This window comes from Actinomadura luzonensis (genome assembly GCF_022664455.2).
Taxonomy (GTDB): domain Bacteria; phylum Actinomycetota; class Actinomycetes; order Streptosporangiales; family Streptosporangiaceae; genus Nonomuraea; species Nonomuraea luzonensis.
Genome location: NZ_JAKRKC020000001.1, coordinates 3,633,168 through 3,657,478 on the forward strand (window position 1 = coordinate 3,633,168; position 24,311 = coordinate 3,657,478).

Genomic DNA, 24,311 nt, shown 5'->3' on the forward strand with positions numbered 1-24,311 from the left:
CTCTGCCAGGTGCGCCTGCGTTCTGTACCCGGCCGAGCAGCCGATAGGCGGGCCGAGGAAACTGTCCGGGATCGGTCAGCGGATCGCCTGCGTCACCGGCGGCGTCGGCCCCATCATCGAGCTTGCCGGGCCCGCCTCCCCGCCGCCTCCCCGCCGCCTCCCCGGCCGCCGCCGCGGCGGACACCCGTGCAGGACAGGAGCGAACGCCTTGACCGTCCCCAGCCCGCCGCCCGCGCCGGCCGCGCACCACGGCCGCGCCGGCGTCCCTCCGGTGATCCTCGTCCCCACCCTGGTCGGGCTCGTGATCGGGACGTTGTTCGTGACGATCTTCCTGGCCGCCTTCCACACGCCCGAGCCGCACGACCTGCCGGTCGGCATCGTCGGCCCGGCCGGGCAGGTCGAGGGCGTCGAGCGGGCGCTCGCCGCGACCGCGCCGGGCACGATCGCGTTCACCGGCTACGCCTCGGCCGCCGCCGCCCGGGACGCCGTCGAGCACCGCCGCGTGTACGGCGCCTACGTCCTGCCCGGCCAGGGCACGGACGCCCGGCTGCTGTACGCGGGCGCGAACGGCCCCGCCGTCACGAGCACCCTCGAAGGCGTCTTCGGCGCCGTCACCGGCCCGGCCGCGCTGCGGACCCAGGACGTCGTCCCCACCTCCAGCGGCGACACCCGCGGCCTGTCGGTCTTCTACGCCGGGTTCGGCCTCGTCCTCGCGGGCTACCTGTTCGGCCTGATCTCCTTCCAGATGGCGCCCCGGCTGCACCTGCGTGCCCGCCTGCTGAGCCTGGCCGCGTTCTCCGTCCTCGGGGGCGCGACGGCCGCGCTCATCGCCGGCCGCACCGGCTTCGGCGCGCTGCCCGGCGACCTCGCCGCCGTCATGGCGGTGACGATCCTGCTGGCGATGGCGGTCGGCTCGGCCACGTTGCTGCTCATGCGCGTCGGCGGCCCGGCCGGGACCCTGCTGTCCTCGCTGGTCCTGCTCATCCTCGGCAACGCCACCAGCGGCGGCATCCTGCCGCCCGCGTACCTGCCGGGCTGGCTGCGTCCCCTGTCGGACGTGCTGCCGGTGGGGCTGGGGGTGCGGGCCCTGCAGGGCGTGTCCTACTTCGGCGGGGACGGGTACGCGCGCGGCCTCGTGCTGCTGGTCGTGTGGGCGGTCGCCGGCATCGCCGCCGTGCACGCCCTCGACGTCGCCGCCCGGCGTCGCGGCCGGGTGGGGGCGGGAAAAGGGCTGGCACGCCCGGCCCCCGCGGCCCCACACTGAGACGGTGGTGACGGACGGTAGCCGGCTGTGCCGGGAGCTGTGTGCGGCGCTGGCCCCCGGCGCCGCGCTGGAGGCGGTGGCGGCGGAGCTGTCCCGGGTGATCGCGCGGCTGGTGCCGCACGACGCGCTGCGCTGCGGGGCGGGCAACCCGTCGGCGGGCACGGGCATCACCACGCTGGGTTTCTGGCACGGCTACCCGCCCGGCCTGGCCCGCGAGCTGCTCACGCCGGACGGCACGGCGGCCGCGCAGGAGCTGGCCGCGCTGTCGCGGCAGCAGGTCCCCGTCACCGTGACGGGACGGCCCCACCGGGACGCGGACGAGCGACGGCGCGGCGCCGGCGAGGAGCTGTGCCTGGCGCTGCGCGACGCGCGCGGCGTGTGGGGGGTGCTCTACCTGATGCGGGCGGCGGGCGGGCGCCCGTTCGGCGAGGCGGACGCGGCGCCTGGCGGGGGTCGGCCCGGCGCTGGCCGCCGCGCTGCGCGCGTACGTGACGAGCCCGGCGGTGGCGTCCGCCGGGCACGCGCCGCCGCCCGGCATGCTGGTGGTCGGGGCCGACGGCCGGATCCGTACGATGACGCCGCAGGCGCGGCCGTGGCTGGAGGCGATGACGGCGCGGCTGGCCGTGCCGGAGTGGCTGACGGCGTGCTCGTTCGCGAGCCTGGCGGCGGCGGCGCGGCAGGAGCCGCGGTCCGTGCGGTTGTGCGTGCCGGCCGTGAGCTGCGGCTGGTGGACGGCGATCGAGGCGCAGCCGCTCGGCGACGGCGGCGGCAGTGGCGGCGGTGGCGGCGGCGGTGGCGGCGGCGGTGGCGGCGGCGGTGGCGACGTCGCCGTCCTGATCCAGCGCGCGACCGGCTCGGCGTTGCTGCCGGCGTTCTGCGACTGGTACGGCCTCACCGCCCGCGAACGCCAGATCATGGCCCACCTGTACAGCGGTGACGCGCCCAAGCAGATCGCCCGGGCGCTCGGCCTGTCCCTCCACACCGTCGGCGACCACCTCAAGGCGATCTTCCGCAAGACCGGCGCGAGCGGCCGCGACGAGCTGATCGCCGCCGTCAACACGTGACGGCCCGCGCCCCATGCCCGGAGCCGGTGGACGGCACGGGCCAATTGGGCGTCCGATCGCCGCGAGCGGAGACCTCGCCCCGTCGGCGATGCTGGCGTCGTGAGCACAGCAAGGAACCAAGCCGTCGGACATGGAGCAGCTGAGCAGGCGCCGGCTGACGCCTGGACGGTGATGCGACAGATCTACGAGGCCGAGGCCGCGTACGTGGCCGCAGGCGGACCCGGCAAGGCGAGCTACGAACAGGTCGCCGAGCACCTGGATCCGGAGGTGGTCCTGCACCAAGCCCCCGGGCTGCCTTTCACCGGCTCCGGGACGTGGCGCGGACACGACGGCATGGAGCGGTTCCTGGCCCGCTTCAGCGAGGTCTGGGAGTCGATGGAGTTCCTGGAGCAGGAGCATTGGGGCGATGAGGACACCGTGGTCGTGAAGAACCGGGTGCGCTTCCGGGCCCGCGCCACCGGTGAGGAAGTCGACACGTTGATCGTGCAACTGATCACCGTCAGGAACGGCCGCATGCTCGAATGCCGCCCCTTCTACTGGGACCCCCAGGCCATCGCCGCCGCCTGCCGACCCGCGTGACACCGACCCGAGTGACGCCCCTGCCCGGACTTGCCGACCTGGCCGATCCCGGGGCGGTCGATGCGCGAGTCAGCGGCTGTAGCTCAGGAACAGTGTGCCGTTCTTGCCTTTCTCGAGGTCGGTGAGTTTCCACAGGCGGACGTCGCCGCCCTCGAACACCCGCCTGCCGTGCCCGACCACCGCCGGCGCGACGACCAGCCGCAGCTCGTCGAGGAGGCCGGCGTGGAGCAGGGAGCGGGCCAGCTCGATGCTGCCGTGGACGCCGATGTCGCCGCCCGGCCGCTGTTTCAGGGCGGTGACGTGGTCGCGTACCGGGATGGTGACCGGCGTCGAGCCGGCCCATTCGGGGGTGAGCGGGGTGGAGGTGACGACGTGCTTGCGGGTGCCGTTGATGAAGCCGGCGAAGGGCTGGAAGTCCGACTTCGGCCAGTGCCCGGCCCAGTAGTCGTAGGTGCCGCGGCCCAGCAGGACGTCGTCCTGGGTGGCGATGACCCGGCTGAGGTAGGCGACCAGTTGCGGGCCGTCGTCGGCCAGCCAGTCGCCGTCCTCGTAGGCGATGCCGTCGAGCGACATCAGGTGGTAGAGCACGACCTTGCGCATGCGGTTTCTCCTGCCGGTCGATGGCGTGGATGGGCGGCGCGCCCACGAGGGATCCTCACCCTGTCGTACGGGCGCGCCTGCGGACAGATGCAGATGTCACAACCAGGGCGATGAATCGCGCCGCGGTCGCGCGGCCGTCCGGGGGGGCGAGGAGGGCGGCCGTCGCCATCAGGCCCGCGGTGACCAGCAGGGCCACCGGATAGCCGGTCAGCGGCGCCAGCAGGCCCACCGCGAACGCGCCCGCCGCCATGCCGCCGTCGTAGGCGGCGTTCCACAGGGCGCTGACGGTGCTGAACATCTCCGGCCGGGCGCGGTCGTACATGAGGGTCAAGGTGGCGTTCTGCAGGATGCCGAACCCGGCGCCGAAGACGGCGGCACCGGCCAGGACGCACGCGCTCCACCCGGTCAGCGACACGGCGGCGAGGCCCACCGCGGACAGGACCACGCCGGGCAGCAGCAGCCGCTCGTGCCCGCGCCGGTCGCCGGAGCGGCCCGCCGCCCACTTGGCGAGGGTCGCGGCGGCCGACTGGGCCAGCAGCGCGGCGGGCGCCAGCCAGGCCGGCCCGCCGCGCACGGCCAGCGGCACGAACGTGCACAGCACGCCGGTCCCCGCGGCCGAGGCGGCGAAGATCATGGCGGGCCGGGTCAGGCGCGGTGCGCGCAGCCCGGCCAGCACCCCAGCGCCCCGCGGGGCGGCGGGCGGGCGTCCGGGCAGGAACGGCACGGTGAGCACGGGCAGGACGGACAGGACGGCGGTGGCGGCGAAGACGGCCCCGTACCCGGCGGTCCCGGCCAGCCAGCTGCCCGCGGGCAGCGCCAGCAGCGCGCACCCGCCGCTCACCAGGCCCGCCAGCGCCAGCCCCTCGCCGCGGCGGGCGGCCGGCACGAGCTCGGCGGTGAGCGCGCCGCCCGCCACGACGGTGACGGCGAACCCGGCGCCGCGCACGACGCTGACCGCGAGGACGGCCCAGGCCCCGGACGTGGCCAGCAGCACCAGAGCGGGCCCGCCCAGGGCGAGCAGGCCGAGGCCGAGCGCCCACCGGTAGCCGAACCTGGCGACCAGGGCGGGGGCGGCCAGCTCGACGGCCACGGTGGTGACCAGCAGGGCCGCGTTCGCCGCGCCGGCGACGGCGGCGCCCGCCGACCGCTCCACGTACTCGGGGACGACGGCGAACGGCAGGAAGAACCCGATCGACGAGCCGACGACGGTGAACAGCCGCAGCACGAACGGGCCGGTCACGATCGGCGGCCGGGCGGACGGACGGGCAGGGGGACGGGCGGGGGGCCGGGCGGACGGGCGGGCGGGGGCGGGAGCGGTCATGGCGGTGTCCCTACGCTTGCCGGGGGGTGTCGCGACGCCGCGGGCAGGCGGTGATCGTCGTGCCTGTATGGTGCGGCCGGCGGACGGCACGCGGCGACACATTCGGCTCCCGCCGAATCGGCGGGAGCCGCGTCAGTCGCCCAGCAGGGCTTGGGCGCGGGGGGTGCGCACGTAGAGCATGACGCGGCCGACGCGGTGCTTGGTGACCAGGCCGGCCGCCAGCAGGAGGGTCAGCTGTTCGGAGACGCTGCCGGGCGCCAGTCCGGTACGGCGGGACAGCTCGGTGGTGGAGGCGGGGGTGTCCAGCTCGCCGAGCAGCAGCGCGCGGGAGCGGCCGATGACGGCGGCCAGCGCGCCGGGGGCGGGGGCGGTGCCGCGTTCCCACAGGGTGGCGATGGCGCGCACCGGATAGGTGATGATCGCCTGGCCGGGCGAGTCGGTGCGGTGGAACAGGCTGGGCCAGACGAAGACGGAGGCGATCAGCAGCAGCCCCTCGCCGGTCAGCGCGCGCGACAGCTCCTCGGGCCGCTGCTCCAGGCACAGGCGGCGGTCCTCCCAGCGGATCTCCGGGTGCATGTCGGCGAACACCCCGGCCGGGCCGTGCTCGGCGAGCTGGCGGGCGCGGTAGAGGAGGTCGCCCTCCAGCAGGCTGCGCATGCGGGGCCAGTGCGGCGCGATGGCCAGCCGCCAGTACGCCTCGACGGCCTCGGCCAGCCGGGGCAGGCCGGCGGGCGGGTCGTCGTACAGGTCGGCGGCGGCGCCCTCCAGGGGGCCGCAGGTGGGCCAGCTCGTCATGCGGTCGAGGTCGCCGCGGATCACCTCGTCGGGCAGGGCGCGCAGGGCGGCCAGCTCGGCGGCCAGGTCGGGGGCGGGGCTGGCGGGGATCGGGCACAGGAAGTCGGGGATGTACGCGCCGCCGGGCACGAGGTCGAGCAGGGGCGCCAGGTCGGCGGTGAGCTTCGGCCGCACGTGCTTCATCCACGGCAGGTGCAGGGCGCGGCCGGCGGGGGTGCGCAGCGCGTGGACGCTGGCGGCGACCTCCCGCAGCGGGGAGAAGGCGAACCGGATCGAGGTCAGGTCGTAGGCGGTGAACGTCAGCGTGAGCATGCCGGCTCAGGCGATGTGCGGCAACGACTCGGCCGACACGCCGTGCGCGAACGGCAGCCCCCGGGCGTAGCGGGACAGCTCGTCGAGCGCGAGGTCGGCCAGGCGGGCCAGCTCGCCGCCGAGCGAGCCCGCGATGTGCGGGGTCAGCAGCACGTTGGGCAGGTCGTACAGGGGCGAGCCGGGCGGCAGGAACTCGGGGTCGGTGTGGTCGAGCACGGCGTGCAGGCGGCCGCTGGTCAGCTCGGCGGTCAGCGCGTCGTGGTCGACGAGCGAGCCGCGGGCGGTGTTGATCAGCGTGGCGCCGTCGCGCATCAGCGCCAGCCGGCCGGCGTCGAGGAGGTGGCGGGTCTCCGGCAGCTCGGGGGCGTGCAGGGTGACGATGTCGCTGCCGGCCAGCAGCTCCTCCAGGCCGACCCGCGGCACGCCCAGGTCGTCGCGCAGGTAGGGGTCGGTGACCAGCACCCGCAGCGCGAACGGGCGCAGCAGCTCGATCACCCGCCGCCCGATCCTGGACGCCCCGACCACGCCCACCGTGCGCCGGTAGTTGCCCATGGCGGGGAAGCGCGCCTGCCAGTCGAGCGGCCCGCGCCGCTCGCGGTAGAGCCGGGCGATGTCGGGCACCCGCTTGCCGGCGAACAGGATCGCGGCCAGCGTGTACTCGGCGACCGGCTCGGCGTTGGCCGCCGCGGCCGACGACACCAGCAGCCCCCGCCGCCAGCAGGCGTCGGTGACGTGGTGCTTGACCGAGCCGGCCGCGTGCACGATCGCCCGCAGCCGGGGCGCGGCGGCCAGCACCTCGGCGGTGATCGGCGGGCAGTGCCAGCCGGTGTAGAGCACCTCCGCCTCGGCCAGCGCCGCCGCCACGCGCGGGTCGGCGAAGTCGCCGGCCACCAGGGCGGGGTCCACGTCGGCCAGGGCGACCAGCCGCTCGCGGACCTCGGCGGTGATCAGCCGCCCGGCCACGTGCGGCGCCATGGCCAGCAGGGTCTTCGGCCGCGGCGTCATCGGGACGCGGGCTTCTTGCCGGCGCGGCGGTCGGGCACGGGCGAGCGGCCGGCCGCGTGGTCGGCGAACGCGTCGGCGGCCGGGCCGGGGTCGCCGGCGCGCAGCAGCGAGACCAGGCGCCCGTGCTCGTCGGCCATGGCCCGCCAGTCGCCCTCGAACAGCGGGTCGGCGATGGCGCGCAGGGCCCGCAGGTTCGGTTCGAGCACCTCCCACATGCGGGTCAGGAACGGGTTGCCGGCGATCTGCACGACCAGCGTGTGGAAGGCGATGTCGACGTCGCGGAAGCGGCCGACGTCGTTGACCTCGACCGCCTCGCGCATCCGGGCGACCAGTTCGTCCAGCTCGCGCAGGTGCTCGTCGGTGAGCCGGGCGGCGGCCATCGAGGCGGCCAGCCGTTCGAGCGGCTCGCGCACCTGCCGGGCGTGCTCGGCGTCCTCGCTGGAGATCTCCACGACGAAGTTGCCCCGGCGCGGCACGTGCACGAGCAGGCCCTCGCGGGCGAGCTGCTTGACGGCCTCGCGGACCGGCGCTTGACTCACCCCGAGGCGGCGCGCGATCTCCGACTCGACGACGCGGTCGTTCGGCGCGAGGTCGCCCTCGACGATGGCCTGGCGGAGCAGTTCGTACACCCGATCGGAGATCAGAGTGGGGCGGACCGAGTCCTTGCTGGTGGCCAGCCTGGAGGCGAAGCCGCTCACTTGCGGTGCCGATGCCATGTGTTCCCCATCATGCGCTGTTCGCGTCCCCCTGGTCATCATAAATGATCATCGCTGAGCGGGAATCGATGACGGCGTCCGCAGCCGGGCGGCCAGCCAGGCGAGCTTGACCACCTCGTGGTCGGGGCCGCCGCCCTCGTGGTCGTTGAACGGGTAGACGCTGATCCGCTTGTCCGGCGGCGTGCGGCGGGCGCCGTAGTGGTTGAAGGCGGCGTACACGGTGGACGGCGGGCAGATGCGGTCCATCAGGCCGACCGAGAACAGGGCGGGGGCGGTGGCCCGCCGGGCGAGGGTGGCGGCGTCGAAGTAGGACAACGTGCGCATCACCGTGGCGGCGTGCTCGCGGTGCAGCTTCACGTACCTGGTGATCTCGGAGTAGGGCGGCTGGTCGGTGAGGGTGGCGGCGCGCGGGAAGTGGCACAGGAACGGCACGTCGGGCAGCACGGCGGACAGGCCGGGCGCGAGCCCGGCGACCGCCAGGGCGATGCCGCCGCCCTGGCTGGTGCCGGTCACCGCGACCTGGGACGGGTCCACCTCGGGGAGCGAGCGCACCGCCGACACCGCGCGGACCGCGTCGGTGTAGAGGCGGCGGTAGTAGTAGCGCTCGGGGTCGGCCGTATCGGCGCCCTGGCCGCGGGTGTCCATGACGAGGTGCGCGTAGCCGGCGCACGCCCAGAGGCGCCGGCCCGGCGCCGTGCACGAGGTGCGGATGGTGGTGCCTTCTCGCTGCCGCCCACCTCCTGACCGCGTTGCCTGGCCGCTGACTCCCGACCGGCCCGGGTCGCCGGCGCCTCCCGCCCAACGGCGGCGGGAGCGTCGCCGGCACGCCGCGCCGCTGCTCGCCGGGAAGCTTCAGGAGCTCCTCCTCGGTCAGCGGAGCGCGGCGGCGAGGGCGCGCCACTCCTGGCGCGGCAGGGCGTCCGGGTCGGCGGTGAGCACCTGCACGCAGACGTGGTCCGCGCCGGCCGCGAGGTGCTCCCCGAGGCGGCGCAGGACCGCCGCCTCGTCGCCCCAGGCGATCACGTCGTCGAACAGCCGGTCGCTCACCGACTCCAGGTCCTCGCGGGAGTAGCCGAGGCGCAGCAGGTTGTTGGCGTAGTTCGGCAGCGCCAGGTAGCGCCGCAGCCAGCCCTCGCCGATCGCGCGCGCCTCGTCCTTGCCCGCGCACAGGATCACCGTCTGCTCGGGCAGCAGCAGCGGCCCCTCCCCCAGCGCCTCCCGCGCCCGCCGGGTGTGGCCAGGGGTGACGAGGTACGGGTGCGCGCCGCGGGCCCGCCGCGCGGCGACCTCCAGCATCTTCGGGCCGAGCGCGGCCAGCACCCGGCCGCCGGCCGGCACGGGCGGGTCGGCCTTGTCGAGCTCGTCCAGGAAGGCCGTCATCGCCGCGAGCGGCCTGCGGTAGCGGCCCGGCTCCTGCCGGTCCACCGCCACCGCGTGGCTGACGCCGATGCCCATGAGGAAGCGGTGCCCGTGGGCCGCCGACAGCTCGGCGAAGGCGGCGGCGACGTCGGCGGCGTCGTGCATCCAGAGGTTGAGGATCCCGGTCGCCACGACGGCGCGGCGGGTGGCGGTCAGCAGGTTGCGGACGGAGTCGAAGACCGGCCCCCCGGTGTCCGGGATCCACAGGGCGCTGTAGCCCAGCTCCTCCAGCTCGGCGGCCGCCTCCGCGGCCGCGCCCGGGTCGCCGTAGCGCAGGTGGTGGCTCCACACGCCCACACCGGAAAGATCCATGACACCCTCTCCCTTCGTCCGGGTGTCTCGTGCCCCGTCGGGCGCCGATCACCCATGGCGGCCGGCGCCCGTCCGGCGCTCACCCCGTGCCCTTGACCTCCCACAGGTCGAGGACCAGCGCGCGATGGTCGGACACCTCGGGCGCGGCGGCGATCTCGAAGCGGGCGACGGCCGCGGGCTCGGACACCAGCAGGTAGCTCGCGTGCCGGACCGGCCTGGGGTAGCGGGAGGTCCGGGTGTCGGCCTCCCGCACCAGGTCGACCAGGTCCAGCCCGGCGAGGACGCCGAACGTCTCGCTGCCGGGCAGCACGTTGAAGTCGCCGCACACGACGGTCAGGTCGCCCTTCTCGCGCGCGCCCGCGACCAACTCGGCCAGGCGTTCGGCCTGCGCGCGGCGCTCAGGGGTGTCGGCCTTGCCGCGCGCGTCCCGCAGGCCGTGCACGTTCACCACCGTGACGAACCGCCCGGACCGCCGGTCGAGGACGCGCACGGCCAGCGCGGCGCGGGGCCGGCCGCCGCTCGGCCACCGGTCGCCGTGCTCGGCGTACTCGCCGTGCACGAACCCCGAGCGCAGGCCGGCGAGCGGGAACGTCCCGGCGGCGAAGGTGGCGAGCCCGAAGTCCTGCCGATGGGCGCGGCCCTCGCGGTCGTGGACCGGCCCGGAGTCGCAGGCGGTGAAAACGGCGTGGTGACGCGGCAGGCGGGCGCGGACGTCGCCGAGCAGGTCCGCCCGCTGCGGCAGCGAGCGATCGGCGTCGTCGAAGCGCGTCCAGCCGTGCGCCGTCGGGGTGTGGGTGACCTCCTGCAGGCACAGGACGTCGGCGTCGCAGCTGTCGAGCCAGGGGGCGAGGTCGTCGAACATCGCGCCGCCCCACGCGTTCAGTGAGGTGATCCGCACGACGACCAAGGTAGGGCAGCCCGCCGCGCGCCCGGCGACCGGCCCGTAAATCGGTTGCCGCCGCCGGACGGAGCCCGGCATACTCGGGCGGGTTGATCGCCGCGCCGAAGGGAGGTGGGACCGTGACGACGACTGTTCGCGTGCCGTTCTCCGCGTCCTCATACCTTCCCGCCGGGCGCCCGCCGCCGACCTGAGCCGATCGGCGCCCGGTGGGGCTCACACCTGGAGTCATCCCACCGTGCCGAAGCACTCGCAACACCGCCGCCGCGGCAAGTACGCCCTCGACGAAGACGACCTCGCCTGGCTGGAGAGCGCCCCCGAGCCGGAGCCGTCCGACGACGGCCCTCCCGAGGGCGACCGCTGGTCCACCTGGGACCAGAGCACCCCCACTGAGAAGGGGCCGCGCCCGTACCCGGACTGGCTGGTCACCGAGCTGGCCGCCGTCGACACCGAGCACGGCCTGCTCAAGACCGGCAAGGAGGCCGACGTCCACCTGATCTCCCGGGGCGTGCCCGGCACCGGCCGGGTCTGCCTGCTGGCGGCCAAGCGGTACCGCTCAGCCGACCACCGGCTCTTCCACCGCGACTCCGGCTACCTGGAGGGCCGCGCGACCCGCAAGAGCCGGACGAACCGGGCCATGGCCCACCGCACCGCGTTCGGCAGGCAGATGATCGCGGCGCAGTGGGCGGTGGCGGAGTTCGGGGCGTTGTGCCGGTTGTGGGAGCTCGGGGTGCCGGTGCCGTACCCGGTGCAGATCCTCGGGACGGAGATCCTGCAGGAGTTCGTCGGCACGCCCGACGGGTACGCCGCGCCGCGGCTGGCGCAGGTGTCCGACGGGCTCGGCGACCTGTGGGAGCAGCTCGTCGAGGCCATGGTGACGCTGGCCGGGCAGGGGCTGGCGCACGGCGACCTGTCGCCGTACAACCTGCTGGTGCACGAGGGCCGGCTGGTGATCATCGACCTGCCGCAGATCGTGGACGTGATCGCGCACCCGGCCGGGCCGGCGTTCCTGGAGCGCGACGCCCGCAACGTGGCGACCTGGTTCGCGGCCAGGGGCGTCGCCGCGGCCGACCCGGACGCGCTCGCGGCGCTGCTGCGGCGCGAGGCCGGCCGGTGAAGATCCACAGGACACGGTGAGGCCGCCGGGCTCGCCGGGAACAGGACCGTTCCTGTCTCATCGTCGATGGACGCCGGGAGGGAAAAGGGATGAATGATGATGAAGCGCCGCCCGCGCGGGAGGACCAGGAGTATCTGGACCCCGTTCTGCGGCAACACCCCTTCATGCGGCGGCAGTTGGAGCTGGGACCGGACATGACCCGGCTGTCACGCTGGGGCGATGATCACCCCGACCTCCTCGGCGGCCTCTGGTGGGACAACACCGCCACGCCGGAGGGCATGACGATGTGTCTGGGTGTCGTTGGTGACGTCGCTGCGGTGGCCGCGCAGGTCCGCCGCTTGCTCGCCCACCCTGAACACCTCAGGGTGATCGCGCAACGTCACCCCTTGCGCGAGCTGCGACGTCTGCAGGAGACCATCAGCGACGATGAGGCCGCCCGCTGGCAGGCGCTCTGGGATTCCGGGGAATGCGCCTCCGAGGAGGAGTTCTGGCGCCGCATGAGGGCCGGCCCTCTTGTCGTGGGGGTCGGTGTCGAACAGGAGATCAACAAGGTCGGGGTGGGTGTCGCTCCACGCGACCGCGCCTTCGCCGCCGCGCTCCTCGACCGGTACGGGACAGATCGCGTCCATGTTCATTGGGACAGACTGGAGGAGATGTGGTTCTAGGCGGAGCGACACCTGCGACTCCAGCCGCGAGCCGGCGGGGCTGCGGCGGGTGTGCTCCCGGGCGCAGCGCGGCAGCAGCGGGCGGCGGGCGGCGTCAGCGGATCGTGAGCGAGCAGGTCAGCGGGAAGGCCCGGGACGGCCGAGGTCGGCGAGCAGGTCGTCGAGGGCCTTGGTGAGGGCCGCGGCGTTGGCTGGGCCGAACCAGGTGGTGCGGATGCGCTCGTTGCTGCCGTTCGGGGTCTCGTGGTCGGCGGCGAGCCGGTGCAGGCTGCGGGTCCCGTCGGCCAGGGAGCGCCCGACGTCGTGGAACAGGCCGCGGACGTAACGCTCGGCCTGGGCGGCGGGCACGCCGTGACCGGCGGCCCACTCGCTGAGCGTGACGAGGTAGCGGTAGTGGGTGGTGAGCGTCGCCGTCAGCGCGGAGAAGACGTCGAAGATGGCCTCGTCCTCGACCGGGAGGGCGCCGCCGAGACGGCCGAAGAAGGCGTCCACGGCCGGGTGCGGCGGGCACGTCACCGTGACGGAGGCGCGTTCGCGGACGGGCGGCAGGGGGATGGCCCGCACCAGGGCCGCCTCGGTGGCGAGGAGGCCGCGCAGCTCGGCGGTGCCGACGCCGGCCATCACGTTGACCACGATCCTGTCCGGGGGCACGCGCAGGCCGGACAGCGCCTCGTGCCGCTGCGCGGGGCGCACGGCGACGATCACCAGCCCGGCGCGGTCCACCACCTCCTGGTTGCCGGCGCACACGCGGACGTTGCCGTGCCGCTCGGCCAGCCCGGCGGCCGTCGCGGCGCCGCGCGGCGACAGGAACACCTCCGGCGCCCGCCCGTCGCCCCCCTCGCACAGGCCCTCCACGATGGCCCGCCCGATCTCGCCCACTCCGATGACGCCGACGCTCTCCATACAGCACTTCCTCCTCGGTCACCTGATCATGACGCGGCGATCCGGGCCAGGCGGCCGGCGAGGTCGGCCGGCCGCGACAACATCACCATGTGGCCGCCGGGCATCTCCTCAGGGACGAGCCCGAGCCGCTCCTCGGCGTGGCGGCGCACGAAGGCGGGCGGGAAGAGACGGTCGTCGCGGCAGAGCAGGTACGTCGTCGGCACGTCGGGCCAGGCGGCCAGCGGCCACGGCTCGCGGCCCGCCCGCTCCATGCTCATGCCCGCCGCGAGCGCCCGGTCGTGGGCCGCCACCCGCTCGGCCAGCTCGCGCGGGACGTCGTGCCAGTAGAGCTCGTTGTCGTCGTCGATGCCGGACGGGGGCCGGCCGCTGCGTTCCCACCAGTCGTCGGGGCTCTCGCCCGGGCTCGGGATCATGGCGGTGACCAGCACGAGCGCGGCGGCGTCGAGGCGCGCGCAGACGAGCGGGCCCACGAAGCCACCCCAGGAGTGGGCCACCACGACGGGCCGGCGGCGCTCGCCGACCGCCCGGGCCACGGCGTCCGCGTAGTCCCAGAGCGTGGCGTCCGGGTCGTGCACGGGCAGGTCAACGGCGACGGTGTCGTGCCCGCGGCCGCGCAGCTCCGCTTCGAGCAGGTGCCAGTCGTAGGCGCTGCCGCCGCCGCCGTGGATGAGAGCGAAGGTCGTCATGACGGTGCTGACCGGCCGGGCGGCGAGAACTCATCGGCGGCGGGCGCGCCGCCCGGGGGCGGCAGGACGCGGCGCAGCGGGCGCATGCCCTCCTCGACGTAGTCGGCGATGGGGCGGTCGCCGCCGTCGAGGTACCACTGCTCCAGCGCGGCGAAGTAGCCGAAGACGAGGGCGTTGGCGATCACGCGGGCCTGCGTCGGCGTGACCGCGGCGGCCTCCGCGACGAGCGGGGTGACGCGCCCGCCCGCGCGGTCGAGCGTGGCGCAGACGGCCTCGCGGACGGACGGCTCGGCGAAGAAGTAGCGGACCCGGCGCCAGGGGCCCTTCGCGCGGCCGCCCTCCGGCGCGCTCTCGTAGGCGCGGACGGCGCGGAGCAGGCTGCCGATGGGGTCGCCGGGGTCCAGGTGCTCCCTGAGCGCTTCCGGGCTCATCACGTCGAACTCGTCGGCGACGACGATGCCCTCCTTGGTGCCGAAATAGCGGTACACCGAGGACGGCGACACCTCGGCCGCGGCCGCGATCTCCTCGATCGTGACCGCCGCGAAGCCGCGCTCGTCGAACAGGTCGAGGGCGCGTTCCTGGATGTCGCGCATGGCCTTCAGCCGCCGGCGTTCGCGAAGCCCGCTCATGCCGGCAGCCTATCAGACAGTGACTCTCACTTGACAGCCGCTATCCCCTAAGCTCATAGTGGCAGTCACTCTCACAAGACAGTGACTCCCTTTGACTTGCGGAGGGCTCATGCCACGCGATCGGATCCCCCTGGCGCTCATGTACGCGGGAGCGGGGCTCACGGCGTTCGCCGCGATCTTCCCGTTCGTCGACCGCGCCACGACCACCGTCCTGGCCGACCACGTCAGGGCGGGCTACCCGGCCTACGACGGCGCCGCGATCGACGCCGCCGTGGGCGCGTACCTGGCGATCCTGGCCGTCGTCGGGGCGCTGGGGCTGCTCGGCTGGCTCGGCGCGATCCTGGCGGTGCGCGCCGGCAAGCGCTGGGCCACCTGGGCGGCGGGCGCGCTGCTGGTGATCGCGATCGGCGTCGCGGTGGCCGCGCTGACCGTCCGCGACACCTCGGGCGACGTCGGGCTCGCGCCACTGCTGGGCTGGCTGCTGGTCCTCCCCTGCGTGCCCGGCCTGGCCGCCGTCGTGCTGCGGGCCAGGACGGCGTGACGCGCCGCCCCCTCGCCCGCACCCTCGCGGCGCTGAAGCGCGCGACGTACCGGGGCGGGCGGCCGGGCGCGCTCATGCGGCTGGTGAACCGGCTCGACGCCCTGCTGTACGGCGCCGGGCGGCTGTCCCCGCGCAACGGCGCGGTGCTGCGGGTGACGGGACGCGGCAGCGGCGAGGTCACGCCGGTCCCGGTCGCCGTGGCGTCCTGGCGCGGCGCCGAGTACCTGGTGTCGATGCTCGGGCCGGAGGCGAACTGGGTGCGCAACGTCCGGGCCGCCGGCGGCGCGGCCGTGCTGCGCCGCCGGGGCCGCGACACCCCGGTGCTGCTGGAGGAGGTGCCGCCCGAGGGCCGCGCCGAGATCCTGCGCCGCTACCTCGCCGCCGCCCCCGGCGCGCGGCCGCACCTCGGGCTGGGGCCCGCGGCCCCGCCGGCGGAGTTCCGGCGCATCGCGCCCCGCCACCCCGTCTTCCGCATCCACCTCCGCGTCCCCGAGCATCCGGCCGGAGCCTGATCGTGCCGTCCGCCCCTGCCGCCGGCCGCCCCCGCGGCGGCCAGGCGCGGGCACGGCCGGCGCCCTGGGGCTGCTGGTGATCCGGGTGGTGACCGGGTCGCCGAGGTGGCCCCTCACCTCGGCCCGGCCGCACTGTCAGGTCAGGTCAGGGCGACATGAACATCGGGTTGTCGTGGCACGTCGCGTCCGGGCGGCGGCGCACCGACGAGATCGTGTCACCGAACTGCCACTGCGGCTCGTGCAGGTCCACGAAGCTCTGGCCCGGCAGGATGCAGTACGAGCGGCCGCGGTAGGTGTCGTGCTGGTACACGACCCAGGCGACGACGTCCTGGTTGGTGATGGAGCTCGCTCGGTCGCCCCCGGCCCCGGCGATGTTGGCGTTGGCGTTCCAGCCTGTTCCATCCCGTTCCGTCCCGGCTGTCCTGGCGGGCCGGACCAGGTCGCGAGGGCCCAGGCGGGTGACCCTCTTCGCATCAGCGACTTCGGCGGGGCGGGCGTAATGTTCGGCGGCCGGGAGCGATCTTCATGGCATGGACCACTCGCCGGTCGCCGGCACCAGAACCCGCTGGGGACGGGGCACGCTCGCCGAGATCGCGCTCCTGCTGATCGTGCTGCTGATCTTCAGCTGGGTGCACGCCCGCGTGGGGACGGACGCCGCGGTCGCCACGGCCAACGCGCTGACCCTGCAGTCGGTGGAGCGGACGCTGCACCTCGACATCGCGCTCGGCGTGAACCGGTGGCTCACCGAGCACCCGGCCCTCATCATGCCGGCGGTCCTGTACTACCGGCTCTACTACGTCGTGATCCTCGGCGTGCTGGTGTGGGTGTACGTCCGGCACGCCGAGGTCTACCTCACCGTGCGCCGGACGCTCGTCGCGATGCTGCTGCTCGTGCTGCCCGTCTACTGGGCGGTGCCCATGTCGCCCCCGAGGTTCGCCCTGCCGGGGGTCGTCGACATCCTCGCCGGGCACGACCCGTTCGGCGCCCACACCGGGCAGACGGCCGGCGCGAGCGTGTACTCGGCGATGCCCAGCATGCACGTGGGCTGGTCGCTGTGGTGCGCGTTCGCCGCCTGGTGCGCGCTGCGCGGCTCGCACCCGCGGCTGGCGTGGCTGCCGTGGCTGTTCCCGCTCGGCATGGTGGCGGTCGTGCTCGCCACGGGCAACCACTACGTCCTCGACATCGCCGGCAGCCTCGTGCTGCTGGCCGCCGCGATCGCCGCCGCCACGGCGTGGGGCCGCCTCGCCGGGCGGCGCCGCCCCCGAGCGGGGTGACGCCGTCCGACCACCCGCCGGCGGTGTCTAGGGTGGTTCCGTGCCGATCCACGAGACCCGCCGTGACCAGTTGCGAGAGTTCCTGCGCGCCCGACGGGAGGCGCTGCGCCCGGCCGACGTCGGCCTGCCCGACGCGGGCCGCCGCCGCACCCCCGGCCTGCGCCGGGAGGAGGTGGCCGTGCTCGCCGGCGTCGGCGTGTCCTGGTACACGTGGCTGGAGCAGGGGCGCGACATCAAGGTCTCCGACGCCGTGCTCGACGCGGTCGGCCGCGCGCTTCTGCTGGACGACGCGGAGCTGTCCCACCTGTACGTGCTGGCCGGGCTCAACCCGCCGGAGCCCGCCGGCCTGCCGGGCGCGCCGGTCGGCGACCAGCTCCGCCACGTGCTCGACGGCTGGATGCCGAACCCCGCGCACGTCCTGGACCGGCACTACGACCTGGTGGCGATGAACGACGCCGCGCGGGCGGTGTTCGGCTTCGACGAGGACGTGAGCAACTGCATGGTGGCCTTCTTCACGCACCCGGTGTACCGTGGCCGGTTCACCTCGTGGCACGAGTTCGCCCCCGACATGGTGGCCGACTTCCGCGCCGCCGCCGCCCGCCATCCCGGCGACCCGGCCTTCGGGCGCATCGCGGCCGAGCTGCGCGCGGCCAGCCCCGAGTTCGCCGAGCTGTGGGGGCGGGCCGAGGTCCGCTCCCGCTCGCAGGGCACCAAGGCGATCACCCACCCCGTGGCGGGCGACCTCGTCTTCGAGTACTCGCTGTTCCGGCTGCCCGACCGCGCCGACCTCAACATCGTGCTGCACACCCCGCACCCCGGCACCGGCACGAAGGAGAAGGTGGAGAGCCTGGTGGTGGCACACCCAGGATGAGCTGACACTGCCTGTCCCCGGGCCGTCCCGCCACGATGGACGGCATGAGAGCGATCACCATCCCCGCCTTCGGCGACGCCGACGTCCTCCGCCTCGACGAGGTCGAGACCCCCGAGCCCGGCCCCGGCCAGGTCTCGATCGCGGTGTCCCACGCCGGCGCCAACTTCGCCGAGATCCTCTACCGGCAGGGCGTCGTGGACGTGCCGCTGCCGTTCGTGCCCGGCATCGAGGTGTCCGGCCGCGTCCTGGCGGTCGGCCCCGGCGTCGAGGGGCTGCGCCCCGGCCAGCCCGTCGCCGCGCTGACCATCGTCGACAGCGGCGGCTACGCCGAGGTCGTCACCACGGCCGCCGAGCTGGTGGCGCCGCTGGACGGCACCGGGCTCGGCCTGGACGTGGCGGCGGCGCTGCCGTCCAACAGCACCACCGCGTTCCTCGTGCTGGACCGGGTGGCCCGCATCGAGCCGGGCGAGAGCGTGCTGGTGCACGCCGCCGCCGGCGGCGTGGGCAGCCAGCTCGGCCAGGGCGCCCGCCTGCTCGGGGCGGGCCGCGTCGTGGGCGCCGTCGGCAGCCCCGCCAAGATCGAGGCGGCCAGGTCGTTCGGCTACGACGAGGTCGTGCTGCGCGAGCAGGTGGCCGGGGCGGGCACCTTCGACATCGTGGTGGACATGGTCGGCGGCCCGGCCCGGCGGGCAAGCCTGGACCTGCTCGCGCCGATGGGCCGGATGGTGGTGATGGGCAACGCCTCCGGCGCGGCCGACGTCGCGCTGCCGGCCAACGAGCTGTGGTTCACCAACAAGACGGTCTCCGGGTTCAACCTGGCCGCCTTCGCCGCCGCCTTCCCCGCGCAGGCGGGCCTGGCGCTGCGCCGCGCGGTGGCCGCCGCCGGGCGCGGGGACCTGCGGGTGCGCACCGAGACGCTGCGGCTGGAGCAGGCGGCGCAGGCGCACCGGCGCATCGAGTCGGGCGCCACCACCGGCAAGCTGGTGCTCGCGGTCGGGGCGGCCTGAACACCGCACATCACATGGGTGCAACAGTTGCCGATCGCCCTTGCCTCCCGTCCCGCCCTGCCCCGAAGGTCTAGGGAGCAAGCGGGGAAGGGGGCCGGGGGATGCGCACGCCGCTGGTCGTCAGGAGGGCGCTCGGCGAGCCGCTGCTCCTGCTGGCCGCGTTCGGCTCGATCCTGCTGGCGACCACGACCCTGGTGGCGCTGGCCGGGTACGCCACCTCGACCGCCGAGGCCGGCGTCCGCAGGGCGCTGGAGAGCGCGCCCCTCCGGCAGACGGCCGCCACGGTCAGCGCGCCGGTCACCGCCGGGACCTTCCCGGTGGACGACCGGGCCGTCCGCGCCGACCTCGCCCGGGTCTACCCCGCTCCCCCGGTCGTCACCACGAGCCTGCGCTCCGACTCCTACGTCATGCCCGGCCAGGACGGCGAGGACGAGCCCGAGCTGCTGAGGTTCGGCAGCCACGACGGGCTCGACCGGCACGCCCGGCTGGTGTCCGGCCGGTGGCCCCGGGCGGGCGGCACGGCGGGCGGCACAGCGGGCGGCACGGTGGTCGAGGCGGCGGTCCCGCTCCCGGCGGCCGAGGCCACCGGGTTCGCGGCGGGCCGCTCGTTCGTCACGAAGGGGCGGCTGGACGGCCGCCCGGTCACGGTGCGCGTCGTCGGCGTCTTCCGGCTGGCGGACCCGGTCAGCGAACGCTGGGCGAACGAGCCGCTGCTCGCCCGGGGCGTCGAGCGCGGTGCGTTCACCACGTACGGGCCGCTGATGGTCCCCCGGGAGACCTTCCTGGCCCGGTTCGCCACCGGCGTGCGGGCCGTCTGGACCGCCGAGCCCGCGCTCGGCACGCTGACCCCCGACCGGCTGCCGTCGCTCGCCGCCGCGATCGGCGGGACCGGCGCGCGGCTGGCGGCGGCGGGCTGCGCCGACTGCCTGGCCGCCAGCCGGCTGCCCGGCCTGCTGACGCAGCTCGCCACCGCGTCCCTGGTGGCCCGCTCCATGATGCTGATCCCGGTGCTGCAGCTGCTGGTGCTGGCCGCGTACGCGCTGACGCTGACCGCCCGGCTGCTGGCCGAGCACCGCCGCATGGAGGTGGCGCTGCTGCGCTCGCGCGGCGCGGGCACCGGCCGCCTCGCGGCGCTCGCGGCCGGTGAGGCGCTGCTGGTGGCGGTGCCGTGCGCGGTGGCCGCGCCGTTCCTCGGGCCGCCGCTGCTGTCGCTGGTCGGCGCGCTGCCGTGGATCAGGACGGCGGGGGCGGGGCAGGCGCCCGGTCTGGGGATGTTCCTGGTGTCGTCCGCGGTGGCACTGGCCGCGGCCGGGCTGCTGGCGCTGCCGGCGCTGGCCGGGGCGCGGCGCACGTACGTGGAGGAGCAGACGGCGCGCGGGCGCGGCCTGCGCGGCCTGGCCGCGGGCGCGGCGCGGACCTCGCGCTGCTGGCGGTGGCCGGGCTGGCGGTCTGGCAGCTCCTCCGCTACGGCGGGCCGGTCACGGCGACCGCCGGCGGCGGGCTCGGCATCGACCCGCTCATCGTCTCCGGCCCGGCGCTGGCCCTGCTCGCGGGCGGCCTGCTCGGGCTGCGGCTGGTGCCGCGGGTGTCGCGGCCGGTCGCCCGGCTGGCGGCGCGGCGGCCCGCGCTGGCCCCCGCGCTCGGCGCCTGGCAGGTCAGCAGGCGCCCGCTCCGGTACGCGGGCCCGGCGCTGCTGCTCACCATGGCGGTCGCGATCGGCGTCCTGTCCCTGGTCACCACCGCCACCTGGCAGGGCTCGCAGCTCGACCAGGCCCGTCACCAGGCGGGGGCCGACCTGCGGCTGTCGGGGCCGGTGGAGGGGGCCGAGCTGGGGCCGCTCGGGCGCGGCACGGCGTTCACCGCGCTGCCGGGCGTGACCGCCTTCTCCCCCGCCTTCCGGGGGCAGAGCGAGGTCAGTGGCGCGAGCGCGCTGCTGCTCGGCCTGGACGCGGCCCGCCTCGGCGAGCTGTTCCACCTGCGTCCCGACCTGTCGGACCAGAGCGTCGCCCAGCTCGCCCGCGCCCTGCCGGGCGAGCGGGCGGGCCGGCTGGAGCTGCCGGGACGGCCGCGCACGCTCGCCGTGACCGCCGAGGCGGGCGCCGCCGGACCGGCCCGGCTGGTCCTGTCGGACGCGCTCGGCGCGTGGCAGGACGTGCTGCTCGGCGAGCTGCGTCCGGGCGTCAACCGCGTCGACCTGGACCTGCGGGAGCTGGCCGGGCGCTCCGGGCAGATCACCTACCCGCTGTCGGTGCGCGGCCTGATCGCCGATGAGCCGACCCGGCTGCGGCTCACCGGGCTGCGCGCGGACGGCCGCGACGTGCCGCTCGCCGGCGCCGCCGTCACGGTGGTCGGAGCGGTGCCCGTCACGGTGGCCGGCACGGTGGCCGCCGCGCCGCGCGAGCCCGGGCCGCTGCCCGTCGTGCTCACCTCGGGCCTGGCCGCCTCGCTCAAGCTGCGTGCCGGGCAGACCGGGCGGGTCACGCTGTCCGGCCGGATCACCCGGATCCAGGTGGCCGGCATCGTGGCGAGCATGCCGACGGCCGCCGCCGGGCAGCAGGCCGTGCTCGCCGACTGGGAGACGCTGCAGGCGTACGAGCTGGCCGCGGCCCGGCCGCCCCGGCCCGCCACCGAGTGGTGGCTCGCCGCCGCCGGCACCGGACCCGCACGGGAGCTGCTGCGCCGCAACCCGCAGTGGGAGGTGAGCGTGGTCGACCGGGCCGGGCTGGCGGCGGCCCTGCGCGACGACCCGCTGGCCGGCGGCCTGCAGGGGGCGCTGGTCCTGGGGTTCGCCGCGGCGATGGGGTTCGCGGTGCTCGGGTTCCTGGTGAACGCCGTGGTCGTGGTGCGCGAGCGCGGCGCCGAGTTCGCGGTGCTGCGGGCGCTCGGCGCCGGGCCGCGGCAGGTGCTCGGGCTGCTGGCGGTGGAGCAGGCGTTCGTCATCGGGCTGTCGCCCGTGGCCGGCGCCGGGCTCGCCGTGCTGGTCGGGCACCTGGTGATCCCGCGCATCGTGCTCACCGGGCAGGCGTCGGCGGTCACGCCGGACGTGCTGCCGCGCGTCCGTGGGCGGCCGCGGCCGCGCTGACCGGCCTCGTGGCGGCGGCGCTGCTGGCGATCGTCGCCGGGCTGGCGCGCCGCCTGCGGCGCGGGCGGGCGGTGGACGACCGGTGAGGATCACGGCGCTGGCCCGGGCGCACGCGGGCACGTCGGCGCTGCTCGCGGTGCTGACGGCGGTCGCCTGCCTGCTCCTCGCGGGGCTCCCCCGCACGGTGCAGGGCGCGTTCGACGACACCCTGCGCCGGTCGCTGAGCGCCGCCCCCGCCGTGCGGACCGACCTGACCGTCGTCGGCGAGCCCGCCACCACCGACGGCGACCTGCACGAACGGGCCCCGTTCGAGGCCCTGGACGCCCGGTGGCGCGGCCTGCTGCCGGCCGCGCTGCGGCCTCTCACGAGGTCCGGCGGTCACATCAGCGCGAAGACCGTCCGCACCCCCGTCTTCGGCGGGACCGGCCCCGCCGGCCGGTACATCAACCTCGGCTGGCTGTCCGACGCCGGCCGGCGGGTGCGCTGGGTGCGGGGCCGCGAGCCGGGCGGCACGTCCGTCATGCCCTACCTGGACCGGACGATCCCGCTGGTCGAGGTGGGCGTCGTGGACGAGGCGGCGCGGACGATGGGCCTGCGGATCGGCCAGACCGAGCTGGTCGGCGCGAACGACCTCGTCGCCGTGCGGATCGTCGGCGTGTTCACCGCCGTGCGCCCCGGCGACCGCGTCTGGAGCCACGACCTCGACGTCCTGCACGTCACCCGGATCGTGCCGGAGGACGCGCCGGAGGAGCTGCACACCACGGCCCTGCTGTCCGACGCGGGGCTCTCCGCGCTCGGCAGCAGGGCCCGCACGCTCACCTACCGCTGGGTCCTGCCGGTCGACGGGCGGGCGGCGGACGCGGCCGGCGCGGCCGAACTGCACGCGGCGGCCGCCGAGTTCGGCCGGCAGCTCGCGGTCCAGGGCACCTCCACCATGAACTTCCGCCTGGTCACCGGGCTGCCGCAGCTCCTCGCCGGCTTCCTGGCCGCGCAGTCGGCCGCGCGGACCGTCATGTACCTGGTGCTCGGCGGGCTGCTCGCGGTCGCGCTCGGCGTGATCGCGCTCGGCGTGCGGCTGCTCGGCGACCGGATGGAGCCGGCGCTGGCGCTGGCGCGGGCGCGCGGCGGGTCGCTGCGGCAGGTCGCCGGGGCGCAGGCGGCGCTGACCGGGCTCGCGGTCGGGCCGGCGGCGCTGGCCGGGTACGGGCTGTCGTTCCTGGTGCCGGGGCCCGTGCCGCCGGTCGCGCACCTCGGGCCGGCGGTCGTGCTCGGCACCGCCGTGGGCTTCGCCGCCGTGCGGGCGGCCGGCCGGCACCGGGCGCGCCGCTGCGCAGCGGCGCGACGCTGGCCGCCGCCCGGCCGTCCGCGCGGCGGGTGACGCTGGAGGCGCTGGTCGTCGTGGTCGCGGCGGCGGGGGCGTACCTGTTGCGGGCGCGGGGCCTGACGGCGTCGGGGCAGGACCCGTTCCTGCTGCTCATCCCGGTCGCGCTGACGCTCGCGGTCGCGCTGGTGGTCCTGCGGTGCTACCCGTACCCGCTGCGGCTGCTGGTGCGGGTGGCGGGGCGCGGGCGGGCCGCCGTGCCGTTCCTGGGGCTGGCGCGGGCGGCCAGGGCCCGCTCGGTCAGCGCGCTGCCGGTGCTGGTGCTGCTGCCCGCGCTGAGCGTGTCGGTGTTCGCGGCGGTGATCGCGGACGGCATCGCCGCCACGCAGCGGCTGGCGTCCTGGCAGCAGGTGGGCGCGCCGGTCAAGGTGACGTCCGACACCGATCTCCCGGCCGCCACGGTGGCGCGGGTGCGGGCGGCTCCCGGGGTGGAGCGGGTGACGCTCGCGCTGCGCGGCCGGGTGCAGCTCGGGCCCGGCGGCGAGCAGCCGTACGCGGTCGCGGTGGACCTCGCCGAGTGGCGGCGGGTCGCCGAGGACGGCCCCCTCGCCCTGCCCGCGCCGATCCCGGCCGGGTCGGCCCTGCTGTCCCCCTCGCTGGCCGGGCTGGACGCCTTCGAGCTGCGGTGGTTGTCGCCGGTGCGGCTCGGCGCGCGGGGCGTGATCGGCTCCATCCCTGGCTTCTACCAGGACGGGCAGTTCCTGCTGGTGCCGCGTGAGGTGCTGCCCTGGCCGGCGGCGAACACGCTGCTGATCAAGGGCGACGTCTCCCCCGCCGAGCTGGCCCGGCTGGTGCCCTCGGCCACCGTCGAGACGCAGGAGCAGGCGCTCGCCGCGCTGCGGGCCGACCCGCTCACCGGGACGGTCCGCTGGACGCTGCTGGTGGTGACGGTGGCGCTGGGGGCGTACGCGCTGGCGGCGATCGTCCTGTCGCTGGTCGTCGGCGCGCCGGAGCGGGCCAGGGCGGTCTCGCTCCTGCGGACGCTGGGGCTCCAGGAACGGCAGGCGGCGCGGCTCACCGTCCTGGAGCTGCTGCCCCTGGTCGTGGTGACCGCGCCGGCCGGGCTCGTCCTGGGGCTCGTGCTGCCGGTCGCGCTGGGGCCCGGTGTGGACCTGTCGTCGTACGCGGGCGGCCTGGCCGTGCGCGACTACTCCCCCGATCTGCTCACGCCGCTGGCGCTGGCGGCGGGGCTGGCCGGGTGCGCGGTGCTCGGCGCGCGCGTGCACACCGCGCTCGCGCGCCGCCGCAACCTGGGGGCGGTGCTGCGCGTGGGCGACCCCACCTGACGGGGCGGGGGCTCAGGACGGGGGCTCAGGACAGGGGCTCTCAGGACAGGGGCTCTCAGGACGGGGGCGCGG

26 protein-coding genes are annotated in these 24,311 nt (G+C 75.9%); 14 read left to right on the top strand and 12 right to left on the bottom strand.

What is annotated here, in order from left to right; translation table 11 throughout:
* Positions 1-208: 208 nt before the first annotated feature.
* From MF672_RS17815 to MF672_RS17825, 3 genes are all read left to right on the top strand, one after another.
* The gene (locus MF672_RS17815; RefSeq protein ID WP_242382623.1) at positions 209-1,264 is read left to right on the top strand and encodes an ABC transporter permease; all 1,056 of its coding nucleotides are present in this window, start codon (positions 209-211) and stop codon (positions 1,262-1,264) included.
* A gap of 503 nt (positions 1,265-1,767) precedes the next feature.
* Positions 1,768-2,328 carry a helix-turn-helix transcriptional regulator gene (locus tag MF672_RS17820; protein WP_247815282.1) on the top strand — a complete coding sequence of 187 codons (561 nt, stop codon included), beginning with the start codon at positions 1,768-1,770 and terminating at the stop codon, positions 2,326-2,328.
* Between the two features lie 171 nt (positions 2,329-2,499).
* Positions 2,500-2,907, top strand: coding sequence for a nuclear transport factor 2 family protein (locus MF672_RS17825; protein ID WP_242382627.1), 408 nt, complete (start codon positions 2,500-2,502; stop codon positions 2,905-2,907).
* A gap of 69 nt (positions 2,908-2,976) precedes the next feature.
* Here the strand turns inward: MF672_RS17825 and MF672_RS17830 are convergent, their stop codons facing one another.
* The 8 genes from MF672_RS17830 to MF672_RS17865 all read right to left on the bottom strand — a co-directional run bounded on the left by MF672_RS17830 (position 2,977) and on the right by MF672_RS17865 (position 10,285).
* Positions 2,977-3,507, bottom strand: coding sequence for a dihydrofolate reductase family protein (locus MF672_RS17830; RefSeq protein WP_242382625.1), 531 nt, complete (start codon positions 3,505-3,507; stop codon positions 2,977-2,979).
* Between the two features lie 55 nt (positions 3,508-3,562).
* Positions 3,563-4,828 carry an MFS transporter gene (locus MF672_RS17835; RefSeq protein ID WP_247815283.1) on the bottom strand — a complete coding sequence of 422 codons (1,266 nt, stop codon included), beginning with the start codon at positions 4,826-4,828 and terminating at the stop codon, positions 3,563-3,565.
* Between the two features lie 132 nt (positions 4,829-4,960).
* Entirely contained in the window at positions 4,961-5,935 is a 975-nt protein-coding gene (locus tag MF672_RS17840) for a winged helix-turn-helix domain-containing protein (protein ID WP_242382422.1), read from the bottom strand.
* A gap of 6 nt (positions 5,936-5,941) precedes the next feature.
* Complete coding sequence (locus MF672_RS17845; protein WP_242382423.1) at positions 5,942-6,940, bottom strand: hydroxyacid dehydrogenase; 999 nt, start codon at positions 6,938-6,940, stop codon at positions 5,942-5,944.
* A complete protein-coding gene (locus tag MF672_RS17850; protein ID WP_242382424.1) occupies positions 6,937-7,656 on the bottom strand; it encodes a GntR family transcriptional regulator in 720 nt (239 codons plus the stop codon). Before MF672_RS17850 ends, MF672_RS17845 begins: the two co-directional genes overlap by 4 nt.
* 48 nt (positions 7,657-7,704) lie before the next feature.
* Positions 7,705-8,367 (bottom strand): acetylxylan esterase, encoded by a 663-nt coding sequence (locus MF672_RS17855; RefSeq protein ID WP_302893297.1) that lies wholly within the window; start codon positions 8,365-8,367, stop codon positions 7,705-7,707.
* Between the two features lie 159 nt (positions 8,368-8,526).
* The gene (locus tag MF672_RS17860) at positions 8,527-9,387 is read right to left on the bottom strand and encodes a TIGR03620 family F420-dependent LLM class oxidoreductase (protein WP_242382426.1); all 861 of its coding nucleotides are present in this window, start codon (positions 9,385-9,387) and stop codon (positions 8,527-8,529) included.
* Between the two features lie 79 nt (positions 9,388-9,466).
* A complete protein-coding gene (locus MF672_RS17865; RefSeq protein ID WP_242382427.1) occupies positions 9,467-10,285 on the bottom strand; it encodes an endonuclease/exonuclease/phosphatase family protein in 819 nt (272 codons plus the stop codon).
* 238 nt (positions 10,286-10,523) lie between these two features.
* Between MF672_RS17865 and MF672_RS17870 the strand changes: the two genes are divergently transcribed.
* Together MF672_RS17870 and MF672_RS17875 are read left to right on the top strand one after the other, a co-directional pair.
* Positions 10,524-11,402: a serine protein kinase RIO gene (locus tag MF672_RS17870; RefSeq protein ID WP_242382428.1), complete on the top strand. Its 879-nt coding sequence runs from the start codon at positions 10,524-10,526 to the stop codon at positions 11,400-11,402.
* 89 nt (positions 11,403-11,491) lie between these two features.
* Complete coding sequence (locus MF672_RS17875; RefSeq protein ID WP_242382429.1) at positions 11,492-12,067, top strand: hypothetical protein; 576 nt, start codon at positions 11,492-11,494, stop codon at positions 12,065-12,067.
* Positions 12,068-12,184: 117 nt separating this feature from the next.
* Here the strand turns inward: MF672_RS17875 and MF672_RS17880 are convergent, their stop codons facing one another.
* Genes MF672_RS17880 through MF672_RS17890 form a run of 3 tightly spaced genes read right to left on the bottom strand, consistent with a single transcriptional unit; the run spans position 12,185 to position 14,285 of the window.
* Positions 12,185-12,970: an NAD(P)-binding domain-containing protein gene (locus MF672_RS17880; protein WP_242382430.1), complete on the bottom strand. Its 786-nt coding sequence runs from the start codon at positions 12,968-12,970 to the stop codon at positions 12,185-12,187.
* A gap of 26 nt (positions 12,971-12,996) precedes the next feature.
* Positions 12,997-13,656 (bottom strand): alpha/beta fold hydrolase, encoded by a 660-nt coding sequence (locus MF672_RS17885; RefSeq protein WP_242382431.1) that lies wholly within the window; start codon positions 13,654-13,656, stop codon positions 12,997-12,999.
* Positions 13,653-14,285 (bottom strand): TetR/AcrR family transcriptional regulator, encoded by a 633-nt coding sequence (locus MF672_RS17890; protein ID WP_242382432.1) that lies wholly within the window; start codon positions 14,283-14,285, stop codon positions 13,653-13,655. Before MF672_RS17890 ends, MF672_RS17885 begins: the two co-directional genes overlap by 4 nt.
* 109 nt (positions 14,286-14,394) lie before the next feature.
* Here MF672_RS17890 and MF672_RS17895 point away from each other — a divergent pair, with 109 nt between their 5' ends.
* Positions 14,395-14,826, top strand: coding sequence for a hypothetical protein (locus MF672_RS17895; protein WP_242382433.1), 432 nt, complete (start codon positions 14,395-14,397; stop codon positions 14,824-14,826).
* Entirely contained in the window at positions 14,823-15,338 is a 516-nt protein-coding gene (locus tag MF672_RS17900) for a nitroreductase family deazaflavin-dependent oxidoreductase (protein ID WP_242382434.1), read from the top strand. The genes MF672_RS17895 and MF672_RS17900 overlap by 4 nt, the downstream gene beginning before the upstream one ends.
* A 145-nt stretch (positions 15,339-15,483) precedes the next feature.
* Here the strand turns inward: MF672_RS17900 and MF672_RS17905 are convergent, their stop codons facing one another.
* Positions 15,484-15,648, bottom strand: coding sequence for a hypothetical protein (locus tag MF672_RS17905; RefSeq protein WP_242382435.1), 165 nt, complete (start codon positions 15,646-15,648; stop codon positions 15,484-15,486).
* Between the two features lie 220 nt (positions 15,649-15,868).
* Here MF672_RS17905 and MF672_RS17910 point away from each other — a divergent pair, with 220 nt between their 5' ends.
* The 7 genes from MF672_RS17910 (at position 15,869) to MF672_RS17935 (ending at position 24,239) form a co-directional block, all read left to right on the top strand.
* Positions 15,869-16,612: a phosphatase PAP2 family protein gene (locus MF672_RS17910; protein ID WP_242382436.1), complete on the top strand. Its 744-nt coding sequence runs from the start codon at positions 15,869-15,871 to the stop codon at positions 16,610-16,612.
* 40 nt (positions 16,613-16,652) lie between these two features.
* The gene (locus MF672_RS17915) at positions 16,653-17,483 is read left to right on the top strand and encodes a helix-turn-helix transcriptional regulator (RefSeq protein WP_242382437.1); all 831 of its coding nucleotides are present in this window, start codon (positions 16,653-16,655) and stop codon (positions 17,481-17,483) included.
* A gap of 44 nt (positions 17,484-17,527) precedes the next feature.
* Positions 17,528-18,490: a quinone oxidoreductase family protein gene (locus MF672_RS17920; protein ID WP_242382438.1), complete on the top strand. Its 963-nt coding sequence runs from the start codon at positions 17,528-17,530 to the stop codon at positions 18,488-18,490.
* Between the two features lie 101 nt (positions 18,491-18,591).
* Positions 18,592-20,367 (top strand): FtsX-like permease family protein, encoded by a 1,776-nt coding sequence (locus MF672_RS17925; protein ID WP_247815284.1) that lies wholly within the window; start codon positions 18,592-18,594, stop codon positions 20,365-20,367.
* Between the two features lie 920 nt (positions 20,368-21,287).
* The gene (locus MF672_RS51805; RefSeq protein ID WP_308210532.1) at positions 21,288-21,572 is read left to right on the top strand and encodes an FtsX-like permease family protein; all 285 of its coding nucleotides are present in this window, start codon (positions 21,288-21,290) and stop codon (positions 21,570-21,572) included.
* An 82-nt stretch (positions 21,573-21,654) separates the two neighbouring features.
* Positions 21,655-22,950 (top strand): hypothetical protein, encoded by a 1,296-nt coding sequence (locus MF672_RS17930; RefSeq protein ID WP_247815502.1) that lies wholly within the window; start codon positions 21,655-21,657, stop codon positions 22,948-22,950.
* Entirely contained in the window at positions 22,947-24,239 is a 1,293-nt protein-coding gene (locus MF672_RS17935; protein ID WP_247815503.1) for an FtsX-like permease family protein, read from the top strand. The genes MF672_RS17930 and MF672_RS17935 overlap by 4 nt, the downstream gene beginning before the upstream one ends.
* Positions 24,240-24,311: the final 72 nt, after the last annotated feature.